Source organism: Rathayibacter oskolensis (assembly GCF_900177245.1).
GTDB classification, from domain to species: Bacteria; Actinomycetota; Actinomycetes; order Actinomycetales; family Microbacteriaceae; genus Rathayibacter; species Rathayibacter oskolensis.
Genome location: NZ_FXBM01000002.1, coordinates 603,153 through 620,109 on the forward strand (window position 1 = coordinate 603,153; position 16,957 = coordinate 620,109).

Here is a 16,957-nt window from a genome sequence, read left to right on the forward strand (position 1 = left end):
CATGGCTGACGGATCCCGGCCCGACGGCTTCTGGCCCGACGGCAAGGCGGCGATCGTCCTGCTGCCCAGCGGCGCGCAGGGCGAGACCCTGCTCGAGCTCGCGGCGCAGTGGACGAAGACCGGCCTGCTCGGGCAGGCCCTCTGGGTGCTGCCCGAGCACGTGAAGACCTCGGCCTACGCGCCTCCGCAGATCGAGGCCGTCGTGCTCGGGGTGGGCGCCGACCTCGAGTCGGTCGCGATCTCGGTCGACCTCTTCGAGGCGCTCGCGGAGGAGCAGCTCGGCCTGGTGCGACTGGTCACCCTCCGCTCGGCCCTGCCCGAGCGCGAGAGGGACGAGGCCCAGGACGCGGTCGCCGATCTCGTCAGCCGCTGGGTGCGCACCTCGATGCCGCTGCCGAACCCCTCCGCGACCCTCGCCGACCAGACCACCGAGCTGCGCCGGGTGACCCTGATCTGCGCGCCGACCGCCTTCCAGCTGCGCGAGCGGGTGGAGGCGCACGAGCACGGCTTCGTGGTCATCGCCTCGCCCGAGGACCGCTCGAGCCCGTGGTCGGGCGACGCCTTCGTGCGCGACGACGAGCGCTTCACCGGCTTCACCCTCACCCACCTGGCGAGCGTCGCCGGGCTCTGGAACGGCGTGACCGACGGCAGCGTCGAGCTGTTCTCGCGGGAATCCGACGGAGGCGACTCCGTCTGGATCTCGCGCGTGTTCCTCAACGCGGTGCTCACGGAGTCGCTCGGCCGCCGCGTCGCCGCCGGCGTGCTGCAGAACGCGGCCCGCCCCGACTCCCTGCTGATCGACCCCAGCGTGAGCCCGCCGCCGCCCGGCACCGCATTCATCGACGACGCCCAGATCGGCGGCTACGTCGACCGCATGGTCGAGGGCGCCCTGCGCCTCGACGGCGGCGCGCTCACCTACGACTCCGCCGGTGCGCTCGACGTGCCGGAGCCCGCCCGCATCGGCTTCTTCGCGCAGATCGGCCGCTTCTTCGCGTTCTCTGCCGGCAAGCTCGTGCAGATGCCGCGCTGGAGCGCCCGCTGGCTGTCGTCGAGCGCCAACCGCTCGATGACCCGCGCCCTGCACACCTCCGAGGGCTCCGCGGTCGTCGGCTCCTCGTTCGACGAGGTGCTCGATGTGCGCGACCGGCTGCTGCTGGCCGATCTCGACCGTCTCCGCGACGACGAGGGCCGTGCCCGCGTCGAGGCCGGAGCCCCCGCCGCGATGGCGCACGTGCGCACGACGCCCCAGCTGTGGGCGGGCCTGCGCCAGCTCGTGTTCGGCGCGCTCGACGGCAGCGCCGACCTGCGCGACGCCGGCTTCGCGCCCGTGGAGGGTGCCGTGCCGGTGTTCGGCCGGGTGGGCGACGTCCTCGCCCTGCCCGACGGGCCGTGGGAGTCGTCGGGGCACGACGTGCCGCCGGGGTTCCCCGCTCGGGTCGACTGGTACGCGCTGGCGCTCGCGGATCCGCGGGTGCAGCTGCAGAACTGGGTGACGGCGGGGGAGGCGTCGGTTGCCGCGGAGGTGCCTGTCGCCGAGCCGGTGCCTGTCGGGGCCGACGCGTTCGACCCGCCCGCCCAGGAGTCCCTCGTCGAGTCCGCCGCCGAGCCCGGCGTGGTGCGCATCGAGGTCCCCGCGGAGGAGCCTGTCGTGCCCCCTGTGGACCCCGAGGCCCGCCGCTCCGGCCGCCTCCAGGCCCTCGCCGAGTACGACCTCTGGGCCGGCACGCAGAGCTCGTCCTTCGTCTGGCGGTTCCTCGACCGCATCGCCGGCGAGCGTCGCCGCGCCGAGGACGAGGTCTCCTACCTCGTCGGCGAGATCGACGCGATCCGTCCGCAGCGCCCCGGAGAGCTCCTGGCCCTGCGCCGCGACTTCCACCGCTCGATGCTCGTCGGCTGGGTCACCGTCGTCGCCCTGGCGCTCGCCGTGGGAGTCGGCATCTGGTTCGTCAACGACTACGCCGCGCGCGACTCCGGCTCGTTCGAACCGGGCCTGATCACATCGGTGCTGCAGTGGGTGCTCCTGGGTCTCGGAGGCGCGGCGCTGTTCATCACGCTCGTCTCGCTCGTCCGCTACCACGCCGGCTGGTCGCGCTTCGAGCGCCGCATCGAGGTCGAGCGCACGCGCCTCGCCCACTACGGAGCGAGTGCCAGGCGTGCCCGTGAGGAGGCCGCGCGCCTCCGCTCGGTGCACCGCCAGGCCGTGGACTGGCTGGTCCTGCTGTCGAAGGCGATCCACCGCCCGTGGCACGTGCCCGAGGTGTGGACGCAGCACGAGACCTTCGACGTCGAACGCGGCCACATGCCCTTCGCCGTGCGCCTCGCCACCGTCAGCGGCGAGGAGACCGCCGCCGTCGCCCGCATGCGCGCCGCGATGACGTCGAAGCTCGTCCGCCGCGGCTGGCGTCACGAGGCCTTCGAGGCGTTGGTTCAGGAGATGGCCGCCGACTACGGAGCCGGCCAGGGCTTCGGGCTCTCGGCCCTCGACGAGGACCTCCCGCATTCGTCGAACCACACGCGCCGGATGCTGCTGCGTGCGTTGGACGACGAGTCCCTGCTCACGCGGATCGCCGCCCCGCGCCTGGCCGACATCGTCGCCTCCGTTCAGCGCGACGAGGAGTCGATCGCCCGCCCGCGCGTGCGGCCGATGGGTGTGAATCCTCTGAACGCCCTGCGCCGCCCCGAGGACTACGACGGCGTCGAGCTCGACCTCCCGTGGGACGACTTCCTGCTCGAGTCGCTGACCCGCGCCGACCCGATGACCCCGGTGAGCGCCACCGTGCTGACCGAGCTGCAGGTGGGGGAGCGGTACCACGAGCGCGTGACGAGCTTCCTCGTGGCGCCGTCGCGGCTGCAGGAGCGGCTGCGGTTCGACCCGGCCGCGCCGATCCACGTGGTGCCGTACGAGGGCGCGACGGGGGCGCCGGTGGATCTGGTGTGGCGGGTCGACGTCGTCGGTCCGGTGCCGCGCGCGGCGATCCGGCTGTGGGATGGGGCGCGCTCTGCGTCGGAGCCCGTGGTCGCACCTGAAGGCGACTCGGGGATCTAGTGGTGGGAGCGCCTCCGCCGCCCCGCCCGGGAGCGTTGCGGCGCGTGGCGCCCCCGGTGCTCCGCGGTAGGGTGCCGGCGCGAGTCGTGCGTCGGCGGGCGCCCTGGTGGGCGTTCGTCGTCGCCGCGGTGGCTGCTGCAGCTGTCGCGTTCGCCGTGGTCGGAGTCGGCGAAACGGTCGGCGCGCCGGGTGCTATCGGGACAGCACCGGCATCTCCCTCCGAGGCTGTTGCTTCTGCGCCCGATTCGCCTGTCGCTTCACCGACCGCCACTACTGCCGCTTCGCCTGCTGCTGCTGTCGGCTCCGCCGCCGAGGCCCTCGCCGCCCTCGCGTCGATCCCGAAAGACGATGGCTTCGCCGACATCCCCTACGACCGCGACCTCTTCGGCCAGGCGTGGTCCGACGTCGACCGCAACGGCTGCGACACCCGCAACGACATCCTCGGCCGCGACCTCCTCGATCCAGTGTTCAAGCCCGGCACCCGCGACTGCAAGGTCCGCTCGGGCCTCTTGATCGACCCCTACGACGGCACAGCAGTGTCGTTCGTCTCCGGCTCCGACACCTCCCGCCTCGTCCAGATCGACCACGTCGTCGCCCTCGGCTGGGCCTGGCACCACGGCGCCTGGGCCTGGACCGACGAGCAGCGCCTCGCCTTCGCGAACGACCCGGCGAACCTCGTCGCGGCCTCGGAGGAGACGAACCAGTCGAAGAGCGACGCCGGGCCAGGGGAGTGGCTGCCGCCGGAGCGGGAGCTGCAGTGCGGGTACGTGGAGCAGTTCGTGGGGGTGGTGAGCGGGTACGGGCTGGCGATCGGTGCAAGCGATCGGGCGGCGGCGAACGTGGCATTGACTGATTGCTTGGCCAATTGACGCACGCTTTCGCAATGACTAGTCGGCAGCCTTCGGCGAAAAAGATCAATCATGAGCGATGCTCGCCATAAGCGACGCGCATTCTCCTAATGTCATTAAGTGCCCGTTCTCACAGTAGAAGATCTCACGCTCGAATTGAACATTTCTCGGGCCGATGCCTTTGAGCGGTTCTTCGACTTTTTTGGAGCGTCAGAGCTTCGTGAGGAATGGTCGTTTTCTAAGGGCGCGTACTCGGAGTTCGCGGCAAGAAACCCGGTTCCGCCGCAGTCGCCACGGCGTTTCGATTTAGTCGTCGGAGCTACGGTGCGGCGAGCCTCCCTGCTACGTGCGTTCGGCGGCAGGTCGCAGCGCGGAATCACCGTTTCGTCCTCGGCCTCGGATATCTTTGCGTTCACAAATCCAGCGGAGGGGGCCTCCTATGGGTACGACCAGCATGAAGGTCCCCGCCCTGATGGTTCATACGCGTACACTGGCGAAGGGCCTGAAGGAGATCAAGAGTTTACTCACGGTAATCGCCTGCTTCGCGATGCGGAGGACCTGGGTCAAACTATCCGCCTTTTCTATGCAAAGGGCCCACGGGTAACGTACCTCGGCGCCTTCACGAACGGCGATCCGAAGTACCAATACGAGACCATTTCGGCCGGAGATAAGAAGCCGCGCCAAGCTCTCATTTTCAATCTTGTGCCCGTTGATGCCGACGTCTCGTCTCTTGCGATCATCCCGGCGACAGGAGGGGAAGGGGTCAGGCGGTATAAATGGGTTGAGCCGGAATCTTCCGATGCGTTCTATGCGACTACTGGCGAAGCCGGCGAGGTTCGATCCATCACTAGGACCGAATTTCTCCTGCAAGCTGATTTTGGTGCTTGGTTGGAGCGTTCTGGAACGCCTCCAGAACGGATCGGCCTGAATGTGGGCGTTGGATTCGTAAGTCCTGATTTCTACGTTCCTGCCACAACCTGGATTGTCGAAGCAAAAAAGTCAACTGCTCGACCATTCGTGCGCATGGCAATTGGTCAGGTTCTTGATTACGCGAATCTGGCACGACGGAACCAGCTCCCAGCTATTCCTATGATATTACTTCCCAGTCGGCCCGAAGCAGATTTGATTGAGTTGATTTCTAGCTTAGGCATATTGCTTGCGGTCAGATCTGAGGATGGCTTCGCTGTTGTGGATTCGCCTGCGTGAGCTTGCGCACGGCGGGCAGGTCAGGCGGCGCCCAGTTCAACGCAGATAGATCCGCTCGCGTCAGCCAGCGGAGTTCATCATGATCTGTACTCGCCACTGGAGGTCGATCGCAGAGACTAGCCCACCAGCAGCTCAAGCGAATAATTCGGCCGTCCACGGCGGTATCGTCGCTGCTAAGCATTCCGCCGATTCTCACGCGAATCGCAAGCTCTTCCAGAATCTCGCGTTCGAGCGCCCGCTTGGGTTTCTCGCCAGGCTCAATCTTTCCGCCAGGGAACTCCCACTGGCCGCCGGCTGCCTTCTCGGGCCGCCGGCGACCCGCGAGAATCAGGTTCCCGTCGGAGATGACTGCGGCAACGACCTCAAGAATTTGCACCTCTCCATCTTGGTGTGCCGGCGAGCGGCCCGCCGACTGCGCTTCGATGCCTCGCCGTGTGCGCGTTAGCGACGTTCTTGGACCTGCAACTGGTCGTGCAGGCCGACGAAGCCTGAGGAAGCTTCATTGGTTGGTTTTTGTGCCCGGCCGCCACGTGCCGCACAGCTGCAATGGCGTGGTCAGCGACGGACGAATCGCGAGAAGAATGCAGGGACGCGTGCGTTTCCCGCATCCGTAGGACCCCGAACTGCGGGTTCGTGCCGTTCCGCGACGGCGCGAAGTGTGCGGTGTTGTGTCCAGTTCACTTCTTGAGCGGGTCGTTCCCCCAGTTCATCAGCGAGTACCGCCACTTCGTCTCCGTCACGTCGCCCGACGGCCGCTGCTTCGAGTGCCGGGCCACGTACGCCGTGACCTTCTTCATGTGCGCGTAGTCGTCATCGGTGAGGTCGGCCTGCTTGGTGCCGAGGATGTCGACGATGCGGCGGCCGCTCTCGTGGCCGGTGGACTCGCCTCCGCTTGCCGGCTTCTGGCCGACCTCCTTGGACTCGTCCTTCGCCAGCCAGTCCTCGATCTGCTTCACGGTCATGTTCACGGCGTCTTGGAACTCGTCGCGGATCGTGTGCTTCTCGTCGTCTGTGGTCATCGTCGTCCTGCCTCTGCTCGCGACCCAGGGAAGGGGTACGCCTCCACTCGAGCGCCCCGTCGCCGAGAGGTCAAGCCCCATGCCCTCGCGCACCCGCCCACGTACCGTCGAAGACGTCCGCATTCGCGTGACCACCAGCAGAGAAGAGGCAGTCATGCCCTCACGCAACACGCTCGTCCGCAGCCTCCACGACCTCGGTGCCGCCGCCTGGTTCGGAGGCTCCCTCATGGGCGCCGTCGGCCTCAACGGAGCCGCGTCCACCTCGTCCGACCCGGCCGAGCGCCTCCGCCTCGCCTCGAACGGCTGGGCCCGTTGGACTCCGGTGCAGCTCGCCGCGATCGCCGCGCACGGCGTCGGAGGCATCGGCCTCATCCTCGCCAACAAGACGCGCCTCGCCAACCAGCAGGAGAGCCGCACCAACACGATCGTCAAGACCGTCGTGACCGGCCTCGCCGGCGCCGCCTCGGTGATCGCCGCCATCGCCGGTGCGACTCAGGCGAAGCACGCCGACGAGGGCGCCAAGGGCGTCACCGAGGCGTCGCCCAGCAACTCGCCCGAGCTGACGACTGCGCTGCGCGTGCAGAAGGTGACGCAGTGGGCGATCCCCGTCCTCACCGCCGTCATCATCATCCTCGGCGCCCAGCAGGGCGAGCAGCAGCGTCCGATCAAGGGCCTGTTCGAGACCACGGCCCGCATGTTCCGCAAGTAAGGACTCGCCGTCGGGCGTCGACAATTCAGGAAGGATCTCGCGGGGTCCGCGTGATCTAGGGGCCTCGGTGCCTCTCTCCGCCAATCCTTCCTGAATTGTTGACGCCCCGAGCGCCGACGATGTCGCGGCTGTTGACGCTCTCATCTCTACATAGGTAGCCTCGCCGCATGACTCCGCTCTCTCGCGTCACCGCCGCCACCGCGGAAGCGCTGCGCACCCTGCTCGACGCCGACGGGCCGACCTGGGGGATGCTCGTCATCAAGGCGACCGGCCGCCCGGCGGGCAGCGTCTACCCGATCCTCGAGCGGCTCGAGGGTGCCGGCTGGGTGACCTCGGTGTGGGAGACGGACACCGAGCGTAGCGGTCCGCGCCGGCGGCTCTACGAGCTCACGGGCGAGGGGGCGGAGGCGGCACCTGCGGCGATCGCGCGCGTCACCGCTCCGCACCGCACCATCGGCATCGCGGGGGCGACCGCATGATCGACCTGCTGCTGCGCCTCCTGGCCCGCCTCCTGCCTCCGCTCGCGCGCGACCGCTACCTCGAGGAGTGGAGGGCCGATGTCGCGGGAGCACCCGAGCACCGGCGCGATGTGGTGCTCGGGGCGCTCGTGCTCAGCGCCACCCTCGACCGGGGCCTGCCCGCGCACTCGGGCGAGCCGCGGTTTGTCCGGCCGCGACGCCTCGCTCGGCGGGGCCTGGGGCTCCTCACCGCGGCCGCCGTCGTGCTGATCGGCATCTCCCTCACCGGCGGAGGCATCGTCCCGGAGGGAGCGTCCGCGGGCGTGCTCGCCGCGCTGCAGACGACCGGTCGGATCCTCCTCGGGCTGGCGCTCGTCGCCGCGGCCCTCGGAGTCGTGCACCTGGCCGGTGCCGCCCGCGCCGCCGAGACGCGCACGGCCCGGGTGTCGCTGCTCGCGGCCGTCACCGGCCCGGCGGCGGTCGTCGTCGGTGTCCTGCTCCCGGGGGCTCCCTGGTGGCTGCCGTTGCTCGGCTTCGTCGTCGTGATCGCGGGGCTCGCCACCGGCATCGCGGTGATCGGCGGCACCCGTCCGCTCGGTGTCGAGCACCGCACGGCGACCCGGCGGCAGCGCGTTCCCGTCGCCGTCGGCGGTGCCGCGCTGGTCGTGGCGTTGATCGTGGTCGGCGCGATCGACCTCCTCGTCTGGAACCCGCTCGCGAAGGTGCCCGGCACCGACCTCGCGACCATCTACGCGCTGATGGGCGAGCGCGACGGCTTCTCGATCACGGGCACCCTCGTGGCGACGGTGGTCTGGGCGGTCTTCTGGAGTGTGCCGGCCCTGTTCGTGGCGGGGCTCGCCGTGCACCGCACGGGCGAGCACCTCACTCCGCGACGTCCCGCGATCGTGATGCTCTCGCTGGTGGGCGCCGCGATCTTCTGCCGCTTCTTCACCGGCTTCGGCATCGGCATGTCGATCGCCGACTCGTTCGCCACGAGCGGCGGCGACGGCTCGATCGTCTCGGCGGTGCTGCCCTCGGTGGGTCAGCTCGCCCTCGCGGGCGCGGCGATCGCGCTCGGCTGGGCGCCGCGGGTGCAGGCGCGACCGGTCGCGACTCCCGCGTAGGACCGCACGCAGAAGCGGGGCCGACGGACGAGCCGTCGACCCCGCCTTCGATCTGTCTGCTACTTCTGGGCGGTCCGCCTGCGCGTCGCGGTCAGCGCCAGCGCACCCGCGCCTCCGGCCACGAGCGCGAACGCCAGGGCGGCGAGCCCGGTCGTCCCCTCGGCACCGGTGTGCGCGAGGGCAGCGGCCGGCTTCGCCGTGGCGCTCGGAGTCGCGGACGGAACCGGGACGACGGGCGCGGCCGTCGCGGTCGGCTCAGCCGACGCGGTCGGCGCCACCGTCGGCTCCGGCGAGACCGTCGGCTCCGGCGAGACGGTCGGCTCGGGCGTCGGCTCCGTCACCGCCAGCTCCGGAGTCGACGCCGGCGCCACGCGGTGCAGCGTCGCCTGCTCGTAGTCGTACGACATCGCCAGCAGCATCGCGTCCTGGCTGCGCGGGGCGGCCAGCTCGAGTCCCGCCGCGGCTCCGGTCGACGTGAAGCCGGCCGGCAGCGAGACCGTCGGGACGCCGGTGTTCGCGCCGACGTCGCAGAACGTCGTGCCCGCCCAGTCGGGAGTCGCGGAGGTCGCGCTGGTCGGCATCGCCAGGGCATCGAGGTCGTTGTCGAGGAAGAACTGGTCCATCGCCGCCTTGCCCGCGTCCTGGGCGGCGATCGCCGCATCGTAGGCGGGGTTCGGGATGTCGGCGTTGCTCTCGAAGAAGGCGACGTCGTCCGGCAGCAGCGACGTCTTCCCGTCGGCGATGACGTCCGAGAAGGTCAGCGCGTCGGCCGGCTCGGTGAGGGCGGCGAGGCCCTCGGGCCAGGTCGCCTCCGTCGTCGCGAAGAACGAGTCGATGGCGGGGCGCATGTCGAGGTAGCCGCCGCTGACGAGGGTGCCCGAGACGAACTCGCGGGTGAACGTCGGCACCTCGACGATCTCGGCGCCCTGCGCGGCCAGGTCGGCGACCGCCTGGTCGATCAGCGCGGTGGTCTCGGCGAGTCCGGGGCGGGCCGGATCCTCCTCGTAGTCCCAGCGCACGTAGCCGATGCGCTTGCCCTCGAGGGCGGTGTCGCTGAGGCCCTCGACGTACGTCGAGCTGTCCTGCTCGTCGGCGATGACGGTCAGCGGGTCGGTCGGGTCGTAGCCGGCGAGCACCTCCATCAGGAGCGCCGCGTCGGTCACGGTCGTCGTCATCGGCCCCGAGACGTCCTGACGGGGAGACAGCGGGACGATGCCCGTCACGCTGGTCAGGCCCATGGTGGGGCGGTAGCCGACGAGGCTCTGGTGCGCGCTCGGACCGACGATCGAGCCGCAGGTGTCGGTGCCGAGGCCCGCGGGCGCGTAGCCGGCGGCGACGGCCGCGCCGGTGCCTCCGCTCGAGCCGCTGGCGCTGTTGGCCTGGTTGTAGGGGTTGTTGGTGCGGCCGCGCTCGGAGCTGAGCGTGTAGGTGCCGTGCCAGGCGAACTCGGCCATGTTCGTCTTCGCGAGGATGATCGCGCCGGCGTCGCGGAGGCGCTGCACCGCGGTCGAGTCGAGCTTCGTCTGGTAGGTGTGCAGCGATGCACTGCCCGCGGTGGTGGGCATGTCGAACGTGGCGTAGTTGTCCTTCACGAGGATCGGGATGCCGTGCAGCGGTCCGCGGATCGTGCCGGCCGCGCGCTCGGCGTCGAGCTCAGCGGCGGTCGCGAGCGCCTCCGGGTTGGCGAGGATCACGGCGGCGAGGCCGGGCTGGTCGCCGTAGGGGTCGTCGTACGCGGCGATGCGGTCGAGGTACCGCTGCGTCAGGGCGACCGAGGTGGTCGCTCCCGATTCGAGCAGCGCGAGGGCGTCGGTGATGCTGAGGTCGACCACCGCGGGGGCGGTGGCGCTCGCGGCGTCGGTGATGGTCGAGCCGAACGCGGAGGGGGCGGCCAGGGCGGCGCTGAGGGCGAGTCCGGAGCAGAGGGCGGTGGCGGCGGAGAGTCGGGCGACCCTCCGGAGGGGGGAGTGAGACAAGCGGAGACCTTCGGATCGAGTGAGAGGGGGCTTGGAACCTCCCCAGTTTCGGGGGCGTGTGTTGCCGCCCTGTTTCAGCTCCGAGTCGATCGAGCGCAGCCGCGTGTCACCCTTCAGTGGGTCGGCGCCACCGCCCCCTCCGGAACGTGGGTCAGGATGTCGCCCGGCTGGCAGCCGAGGACCTCGCAGATGGCGTCGAGGGTCGAGAAGCGGACGGCCTTGGCGCGGCCGTTCTTGAGGATCGAGATGTTCGCGGTCGTGATGCCGACTGCCGCGGCGAGGTCGGTCACCGACATCTTGCGCTTGGCGAGTTCGACGTCGAGGTTGATGACGATCGCCATCAGACGACCTCGGCGAGCTCGCTGCGCTGCTCGACGGCGAGGTGCAGGAGGCGGCGCATCACGACCACGAGCAGAGCGAGCGCAGCGCTCGCGACGGCGACCGCGGCGAACGCGAGGGCGGGGAGCGGAGCCGGCATCGCCGCGAGCACGGCGACCGCGCCGATCGTCGCGAGGACGGATCCGGCGACGAAGGCGCCGATCGCGAGGTCGACCCAGAGGTCGGAGCGGTGGTCGCCCGCGAACAGCGCGTCGTCGCGGGCGAGAGTGAGCAGGCGCCAGATCGACACCAGCACGACCTCGATGCAGAGCACCCCGGCGACGACCACGGCGACCAGGACTCCGTCGACGGGCCCGCCGTCGAGAGCCTCGCGGGCCACGGAGCTGACGCCGAGCTGGACCAGCAGGGAGCCGAGCAGCAGCAGGGCGAGCATCGCGCGGAGCGCGACGAGGACAGTTCGGGGCATCGGGGCCTCCTGTATCGAATAACGTGTGTTTCGTATGGAATGTCGATACTGTCACCTCTCGAGACCGGCGGCAAGGCGCCTCCGGGGACGGGTGACACGATGGTGCGGTATCGACGACTCCTCGGCACGGCTCTGCTCGTCGGCCTGCTGCCCGGCGCGCTGTCCGGGTGCTCCGGGAGCGACGGCAGGGCACTCGACGCGGCCCTGTCGGTGGACGAGTGCGTGCTCGCGAGCACGACGGACTCGAGGCCGCTGCCGCCGTTCTCACGGAGTTCGACCGCGGTGTTCGACGTCGACGTGACCGCGTCGGAGGAGTGCGGTGTCGAGCAGCTGACGGCGACGGCGATCGTCGTGGCCGAGGCCGCAGCGGAGGCGCTCGGGGGCGTCCCCGAGTGGCGCGCCTCGAGCGAGTACACCCAGCGCGTCGGCGACGACGTGTTCGCGGTCGCCGGCGTCCATGCCGATGCGGGCGCGGTCGTCGCCGCGCTCGAGGGCTGGGACGCGCTGCGCCGGGACGTCGACGGCAGGGTCTCGGTGCGGACGTTCGACGGCGACGCGACGATCGACATCGACCTCGTGGCGGGTACCGACGACACCGCTGCCGGTGTGCTCGCCCGCTTTCTGGAGAGCGGCTCGTCGATCTCGCGGGGCATCCCGGAGTGGACCATCAGTGTTGCCGGCGGCGCGCGGCCGTCCTCCGAGGTCGTCGTGCACGGGGAGCGCCCGGCGTGGGAGCTCGTGGGTCTCGCGCAGCAGATCGACGCCGCCTTCACCGGCGCGACGTCGATGCAGCTGGGCGCGACGGTGCTGAGCTTCTCGGTGACCGGTGGCGGCGAGGGCGGTCGCCCGCTGACCGACTCCGCCCTCTGGCCCTCGGTGCTCAGCACGATGACGGCGATGACGGATCGGGGGAGCGGCTACGGCATCGGCGGAGTCGTCGACGCAGAAGCCGCGGACGGGTCGGGGCGGGTGGTCGACGACTTCGCCGCGGCGAGCACCGACTGCGTGGCGCCTCCGGGAGGCGGTGCGACCACGCGGGCCGCCTTCGAGCACCTGGCCACCGTGATCAGGCCCGCGCATCCCGGGGAGTCATTCCCTCAGGCGGGTCTGAGCGCTCCCGCGTGCCGGTGAGGGGCCGAACCGCCTCACAACCAAGGCTCACAAGACCCGATGCCTGAATTTCCGAGGTTTCGGGCGATCCAGCCTCAGTTGTGCGGCCCGCTCACCCGAGATGCCGCAGGTACCGCCGCGGATCCTCGAGGAACCCGCGCCACGTCCGCACCAGATCCAGCTCGTCGTACTCGCACGACCGCATCCCGAAGTCACCGAGCTCGTAGAGGTCGGCGCCCGGCAGAGCCGCGAGGATCGGCGAGTGGGTCGAGAGGATCACCTGCGACCCCTCGGCGACGAGATCGCGCAGCAGGCCGATCAGCGCGAGGCACCCCGAGACCGAGAGCGCCGACTCCGGCTCGTCGAGCAGCCACAACCCGCGGATGCGCGAGCGCTGGGTCACGAGGTCGAGGAACGACTCGCCGTGGCTGCGCTCGTGGTAGCCCCCGTCGACGCCGGTGTCCTCGAGGTAGGTGAAGAAGCCGTGCATCGTCTCGGCGCGGAGGAAGAACCCGCGCTTGGACGCGCCGGCGCCCCGCACGAGCTGCAGGTGCTCGGCGAGGTCCGACTCCGAGGCGCGCGTCGCGTGCATCGCGCCGGTCGAGCCGCCCTCGGCGTTCAGCCCGTAGGCGAGCGCGAGCGCCTCGAGCAGCGTCGACTTGCCCGCCCCGTTCTCGCCGGTGAGCACGGAGACGGCGCCGAGATCCCAGCCCTCGGTCAGCACCTGACGCACGGGAGCGAGCGTCGCCGGCCACTCGCTCGGCAGCTCCGCCTCGGGATGCCGCTGCACGCGGCGGACGGGGAGGGACGAGAACACTGCGCCTCCGATGCTCGACCGCCTCAGTCAAGCACTCAGACCCTCCAGCCGGCCTCCGCCAGAGCCAGCGCCGCGTCGGCGCGCGGCGAGTACGGGAGGTCCTGGTCGAGCACCACGCGGTAGTCGGTGTCGCCCGGGCCGACCCAGAGGATGGAGTCGTCGGCGCGCGCATCGCCCAGCGCGGCCCGCACGGCGAGGGCCGGCTCGGGGACCTCGCGCACCTCGCAGCCGCGGCCGACGGCGCCGTCGAGCAGAGCGCGCCGGATCCGAGCCGGATCCTCGAAGCGCGGGTGGTGGTCGGTGACGATCACGAGGTCGGCGCGGTCGGCGGCCGCGCGGCCCATCGGCGCGCGCTTGCTCGGGTCGCGGTCGCCGTCGGCTCCGAGGATGACGAGCACGCGGCCCGTCGTCACCTCGCGCAGCGCGTCGACGGTGCGGGCGACCGAGTCGGGGGTGTGCGAGAAGTCGACGTAGAGGCGCGGGCCCTCGGCGCCCGAGACGAGCAGGGTGCGCCCGGGCACCGAGACGTCGAGCCCGGAGGCGAGTGCCGCGGCGATCGCGGTCCGCGCGTATCCCGCCTCCACCAGCATCACGATCGCCAGCGCCGCGTTCGAGGCCATGTGCCGCCCGATGAGCGGGACGGAGGTGGTCATCGACCAGCCGTCGGGAGCCTCCAGCCGGAAGCGGGTGCCGGTCGGAGTCGTCGACAGCACGTGGAGCGTCCAGTCGGCGTCGGCGCTCGAGCCGACCGTCACGACGGGCACGCGGGCGCGGGCGGCGACCGTGCGGCCCGCCTCCGTGTCGATCACGACGACGCCTCGGCGGCTGCGGTCGGGCTCGAACAGCCGCTGCTTCGCCTCCAGGTAGGAGGCGAGGTCGCCGAAGTCGTCGAGGTGGTCGTGGCTGAGGTTGGTGAAGCCGGCGACGTCGAACACGACTCCCTCGACCCGCGAGCGGATGAGCGCCTGGGCGCTGACCTCGATCGCTGCGGCCTCGACCCCGTCCTCGACCATGCGGGCGAGCAGCGCGTGCAGCTCCGACGACTCGGGAGAGGTGAGGCGGCTCGCCACGACGTGCTCCCCGCTCCGCCGCTCGGCGGTCGAGCTGAGACCCGAGGGCACGCCTACCTGGCTGAGCACGGCGTGGATCAGGTGCACGGTGCTCGTCTTGCCGTTCGTGCCGGTCACGCCGAGGAGGGTCGGCGCGGCCCGGTCGGTGCCGTAGACGCGGGCGGCGATCGCGCCGAGGGCGGCGCGCGGATCGTCGGCGACGAGGACCGGCAGGCCGGAGGTCAGCGCCGCATCGACGCCCGTCCCGTCGGTCAGCACGGCCACGGCGCCCGCCGCGGCGGCCTCGGCAGCGAACTCGACGCCGTGAGCGCGCCTTCCGGGCAGCGCGGCGAAGAGCGCCCCCGGCCGCACCTCGCGGTGCGACACGGTGACGCCCGTGGCGACGGCGTCGCCCCTCCCGATCAGCCGCAGACCGCGCAAGTCGTCGAGACGGACCCCCTCCGTGTGGAGCGGGTCGAGTCGCCGGAACACCGGCATGCGCACCTCCTGGACGGTCCGGGTCCCGCGCGAGCCGACAGCGCAGGACCCGGAGTCGCTACTTCGAGACCGGTCCGTAGTAGGAGCTGATCTCGTCGAGCTCCATCTCGGCGGTGGTCTGGATGAGCTTGAGCAGATCGGGGTCCAGACCCGGCGCGTACTCCTCGAAGCGCTCGGGGGCGATGACGGAGGGCACGCCCTCGGGCGCCTGCTCCTTCGACTCCAGGTCCGTGCCGTCGTTCGACGGCGAGGCCCCGCGGAAGATCTTTCCCGCCTCCGACGCACCCTCGAGATCGAAGGTGTACTGCTTGCTCTGCAGTCCCAGGTCGAGGAGCTTCTTGACCTCGGGGAACTTCTCGGCGTTGGTCTTCGGGATCGGCAGGGTCTTCTTCCAGTCGATGCCGAGGGTCTCGAGCGCCTTCGCGTAGGCGTTCTCGTGCGCCTGGTCGCGGACGATCAGGTAGGCGATGGTCGAGCGGGCGGTCTTGTTGGCCGTCATCTCGTAGATGCGCGACTTCTGCAGGCGCCCGGTCGACTCGAGCATGAGGTTGTAGAGCAGGTCGAGCACCAGGTTGCCGGAGTTGTAGACGTAGCTGCCGCTCCACGGGTTGCCGACCGAGTCGACCGGGAGGGCTCCCTGGGCGCCGACGAGGTAGTGGTGGATGTTGCTCGTGTCGAGCGCGATGTTCAGCGGAGTCGCACCGCCGGAACCCGGCTTGTCGAGCGGGTCGGTCGGCTTGCCCTGGTACTGCGGCGAGCCGTCGAGCAGGCGCGAGATGGTGGTGCCGATCAGCTCGACGTGGCTGATCTCCTCGGTGCCGATGCCCTGGATGAGGTCGCGGTAGGGCTTAGCGTCGGCTCCGCGGAAGTTCATCGCCTGGAAGAGGTACTGCATCATCGTGCGCATCTCGCCGAACTGACCGCCGAGCCCCTCCTGGAGCGCGTTCGCGGCGGCCGGATCCGGCTCGTCCTGCTCGATGTCGTTGATGAGTCGCTGCACGTGGAAGAACACCATTGCCTCCTGAATGGATCGGGAGACTCCAGCGTGCGTCGTGGTCGGTGCGCTTGCTAAGGGACTTGCCACGGAGGGGGTGGCTGGCGGACACTGCGCCTCCGCTGCCGGAGTCGGGCTACCGCAGCGCGAACGCCTCGCGGTAGACGTCGCCCAGCTCGGCGGACGCGGGCCCGCTGAGGCCGCAGGTGAGGACCGTGCCGCCCGTGGCGGCGATCAGGTAGTCGACACCGGGCTCGAAGGCGATCGGCGCGCCGTCGACGGCCGACTCGTCGGCCTGGGTCACCTCGAGGGAGTCGCCCACCTCGCCGGCGAAGCGGTCGAGGACGCGCAGGGTGACCACTCCGCCGTCGATCGACGTGACCTCGGCGCTGAAGGCGAGCTCGGCGGGGACGAGCGCCTCCGCGGTGACGGGGGCGCAGGAGGAGGCCGGGCCGCCGGTCGCCGGCAGCGCGAGGCGGGTGGCGGCGCCCCCTCCGAGGCCGAAGGCGAGCGGCAGCAGGAGGGTCGCGGCAGCGGCGAGGCTCAGGGCGCCGACTCCGGCGATCATCCAACGCGAGCGGCGGCGATCGGGAGACGGATCGGATCGCGGATCGGATCGCGGGGCGACTCCGGACGGTGCGGCTGCGCCTCCCGTCGCCGCCGCGAGGCGGACGCCGAGCTCGCCCGCCGTCAGCGGAGCGAGTCCGCGGGCCGGGTCGGTGGAGCGCATCCGCCAGCGGATCTCGTCGTCGCTCATCCCGGCTCGTCCCGCCCCGGGTCCGCTGAGCGTCGCGAACAGCTCCGCGAAGCGCCGCCGCGCGCGCTCGAGGCGGGACGCCGCCGCGTCGGGCGCGAGGACGAGCACCTCGGCGATCGCTCGGGAGTCGAGCGCCTCCCACGCCCAGAGGCGCAGCAGCTCGGCATCGGCCTCGCGCAGGCGCGCGAGCACCAGGCGCACCGTCTCGTCCGACTCCGACGGCCCCTCCTCGGAGTCGACGCGCACCTGCGGAGGGTCGACCACCGCGACCCGGTGAGCGAGGAGCACCTGCCGGCGCTGGGTGCGCCGCGCGTTCTGCAGCTCGAGCCGCGCGACTCCGATCGCCCACGCCGCGGGACTCTCGGCCGGGACCTCGGCCGAGCGGCGACGCAGCACGGCCAGCGTCGCGATGAGGACGTCGTCGGCCATCACCTCGTCGGTTCGGCGCCAGAGGTAGCGGCGGACGGGGTCCGCGACGGCGGCGGCGACCGCGGCGAACCGGTCGGGGCCCGCGAGGGGAGCTGGCATGGTCCTCATGCTC

At 71.0% G+C, this 16,957-nt stretch carries 16 protein-coding genes; 7 read left to right on the forward strand and 9 right to left on the reverse strand.

Translation table 11 applies throughout. The features are described from left to right. Position 1: 1 nt before the first annotated feature. The 3 genes from B9Y99_RS11880 (at position 2) to B9Y99_RS18515 (ending at position 5,100) form a co-directional block, all read left to right on the forward strand. Entirely contained in the window at positions 2-3,046 is a 3,045-nt protein-coding gene (locus tag B9Y99_RS11880; RefSeq protein ID WP_085476804.1) for a hypothetical protein, read from the forward strand. A 155-nt stretch (positions 3,047-3,201) separates the two neighbouring features. Beyond that, entirely contained in the window at positions 3,202-3,915 is a 714-nt protein-coding gene (locus B9Y99_RS11885) for an HNH endonuclease family protein (RefSeq protein WP_085477380.1), read from the forward strand. Positions 3,916-4,014: 99 nt separating this feature from the next. Continuing rightward, entirely contained in the window at positions 4,015-5,100 is a 1,086-nt protein-coding gene (locus B9Y99_RS18515) for an SRA domain-containing endonuclease (RefSeq protein ID WP_129588015.1), read from the forward strand. Here the strand turns inward: B9Y99_RS18515 and B9Y99_RS11890 are convergent. Together B9Y99_RS11890 and B9Y99_RS11895 are read right to left on the reverse strand one after the other, a co-directional pair. Beyond that, complete coding sequence (locus B9Y99_RS11890; RefSeq protein ID WP_085476805.1) at positions 5,057-5,476, reverse strand: (deoxy)nucleoside triphosphate pyrophosphohydrolase; 420 nt, start codon at positions 5,474-5,476, stop codon at positions 5,057-5,059. The two genes, B9Y99_RS18515 and B9Y99_RS11890, sit on opposite strands and share 44 nt — an antisense overlap. A 301-nt stretch (positions 5,477-5,777) precedes the next feature. Then, positions 5,778-6,119, reverse strand: coding sequence for a DUF3140 domain-containing protein (locus B9Y99_RS11895; RefSeq protein ID WP_085476806.1), 342 nt, complete (start codon positions 6,117-6,119; stop codon positions 5,778-5,780). A 154-nt stretch (positions 6,120-6,273) separates the two neighbouring features. Between B9Y99_RS11895 and B9Y99_RS11900 the strand changes: the two genes are divergently transcribed. The 3 genes from B9Y99_RS11900 (at position 6,274) to B9Y99_RS11910 (ending at position 8,410) form a co-directional block, all read left to right on the forward strand. After that, complete coding sequence (locus B9Y99_RS11900; RefSeq protein ID WP_085476807.1) at positions 6,274-6,828, forward strand: hypothetical protein; 555 nt, start codon at positions 6,274-6,276, stop codon at positions 6,826-6,828. Positions 6,829-6,995: 167 nt separating this feature from the next. Then, on the forward strand, positions 6,996-7,307 hold the full coding sequence (locus B9Y99_RS11905; RefSeq protein WP_085476808.1) for a PadR family transcriptional regulator: 312 nt from the start codon (positions 6,996-6,998) through the stop codon (positions 7,305-7,307). Continuing rightward, positions 7,304-8,410: a hypothetical protein gene (locus tag B9Y99_RS11910; RefSeq protein WP_085476809.1), complete on the forward strand. Its 1,107-nt coding sequence runs from the start codon at positions 7,304-7,306 to the stop codon at positions 8,408-8,410. Before B9Y99_RS11905 ends, B9Y99_RS11910 begins: the two co-directional genes overlap by 4 nt. Positions 8,411-8,469: 59 nt before the next feature. Here B9Y99_RS11910 and B9Y99_RS11915 read toward each other — a convergent pair whose 3' ends face one another. The 3 genes from B9Y99_RS11915 to B9Y99_RS11925 all read right to left on the reverse strand — a co-directional run bounded on the left by B9Y99_RS11915 (position 8,470) and on the right by B9Y99_RS11925 (position 11,191). Continuing rightward, positions 8,470-10,386, reverse strand: a complete 1,917-nt coding sequence (locus tag B9Y99_RS11915) for an amidase family protein (RefSeq protein ID WP_129588016.1) — start codon at positions 10,384-10,386, stop codon at positions 8,470-8,472. Between the two features lie 113 nt (positions 10,387-10,499). Further along, on the reverse strand, positions 10,500-10,727 hold the full coding sequence (locus B9Y99_RS11920) for a helix-turn-helix domain-containing protein (RefSeq protein WP_085476810.1): 228 nt from the start codon (positions 10,725-10,727) through the stop codon (positions 10,500-10,502). After that, the gene (locus tag B9Y99_RS11925; protein ID WP_085476811.1) at positions 10,727-11,191 is read right to left on the reverse strand and encodes a DUF2975 domain-containing protein; all 465 of its coding nucleotides are present in this window, start codon (positions 11,189-11,191) and stop codon (positions 10,727-10,729) included. The genes B9Y99_RS11920 and B9Y99_RS11925 overlap by 1 nt, the downstream gene beginning before the upstream one ends. A gap of 39 nt (positions 11,192-11,230) precedes the next feature. Between B9Y99_RS11925 and B9Y99_RS11930 the strand changes: the two genes are divergently transcribed. Further along, the gene (locus B9Y99_RS11930) at positions 11,231-12,322 is read left to right on the forward strand and encodes a hypothetical protein (protein WP_085476812.1); all 1,092 of its coding nucleotides are present in this window, start codon (positions 11,231-11,233) and stop codon (positions 12,320-12,322) included. A gap of 91 nt (positions 12,323-12,413) precedes the next feature. On the opposite strand, the gene B9Y99_RS11935 is transcribed toward B9Y99_RS11930, so the two are convergent. From B9Y99_RS11935 to B9Y99_RS18520, 4 genes are all read right to left on the reverse strand, one after another. Then, the gene (locus B9Y99_RS11935) at positions 12,414-13,118 is read right to left on the reverse strand and encodes an AAA family ATPase (RefSeq protein ID WP_165759607.1); all 705 of its coding nucleotides are present in this window, start codon (positions 13,116-13,118) and stop codon (positions 12,414-12,416) included. 35 nt (positions 13,119-13,153) lie between these two features. Beyond that, positions 13,154-14,665, reverse strand: coding sequence for a Mur ligase family protein (locus tag B9Y99_RS11940; protein ID WP_085476814.1), 1,512 nt, complete (start codon positions 14,663-14,665; stop codon positions 13,154-13,156). Positions 14,666-14,723: 58 nt separating this feature from the next. Further along, a complete protein-coding gene (locus B9Y99_RS11945) occupies positions 14,724-15,677 on the reverse strand; it encodes a manganese catalase family protein (protein WP_085477381.1) in 954 nt (317 codons plus the stop codon). Between the two features lie 118 nt (positions 15,678-15,795). Then, the gene (locus B9Y99_RS18520) at positions 15,796-16,944 is read right to left on the reverse strand and encodes a sigma-70 family RNA polymerase sigma factor (protein ID WP_129588017.1); all 1,149 of its coding nucleotides are present in this window, start codon (positions 16,942-16,944) and stop codon (positions 15,796-15,798) included. Positions 16,945-16,957 lie beyond the last annotated feature (13 nt).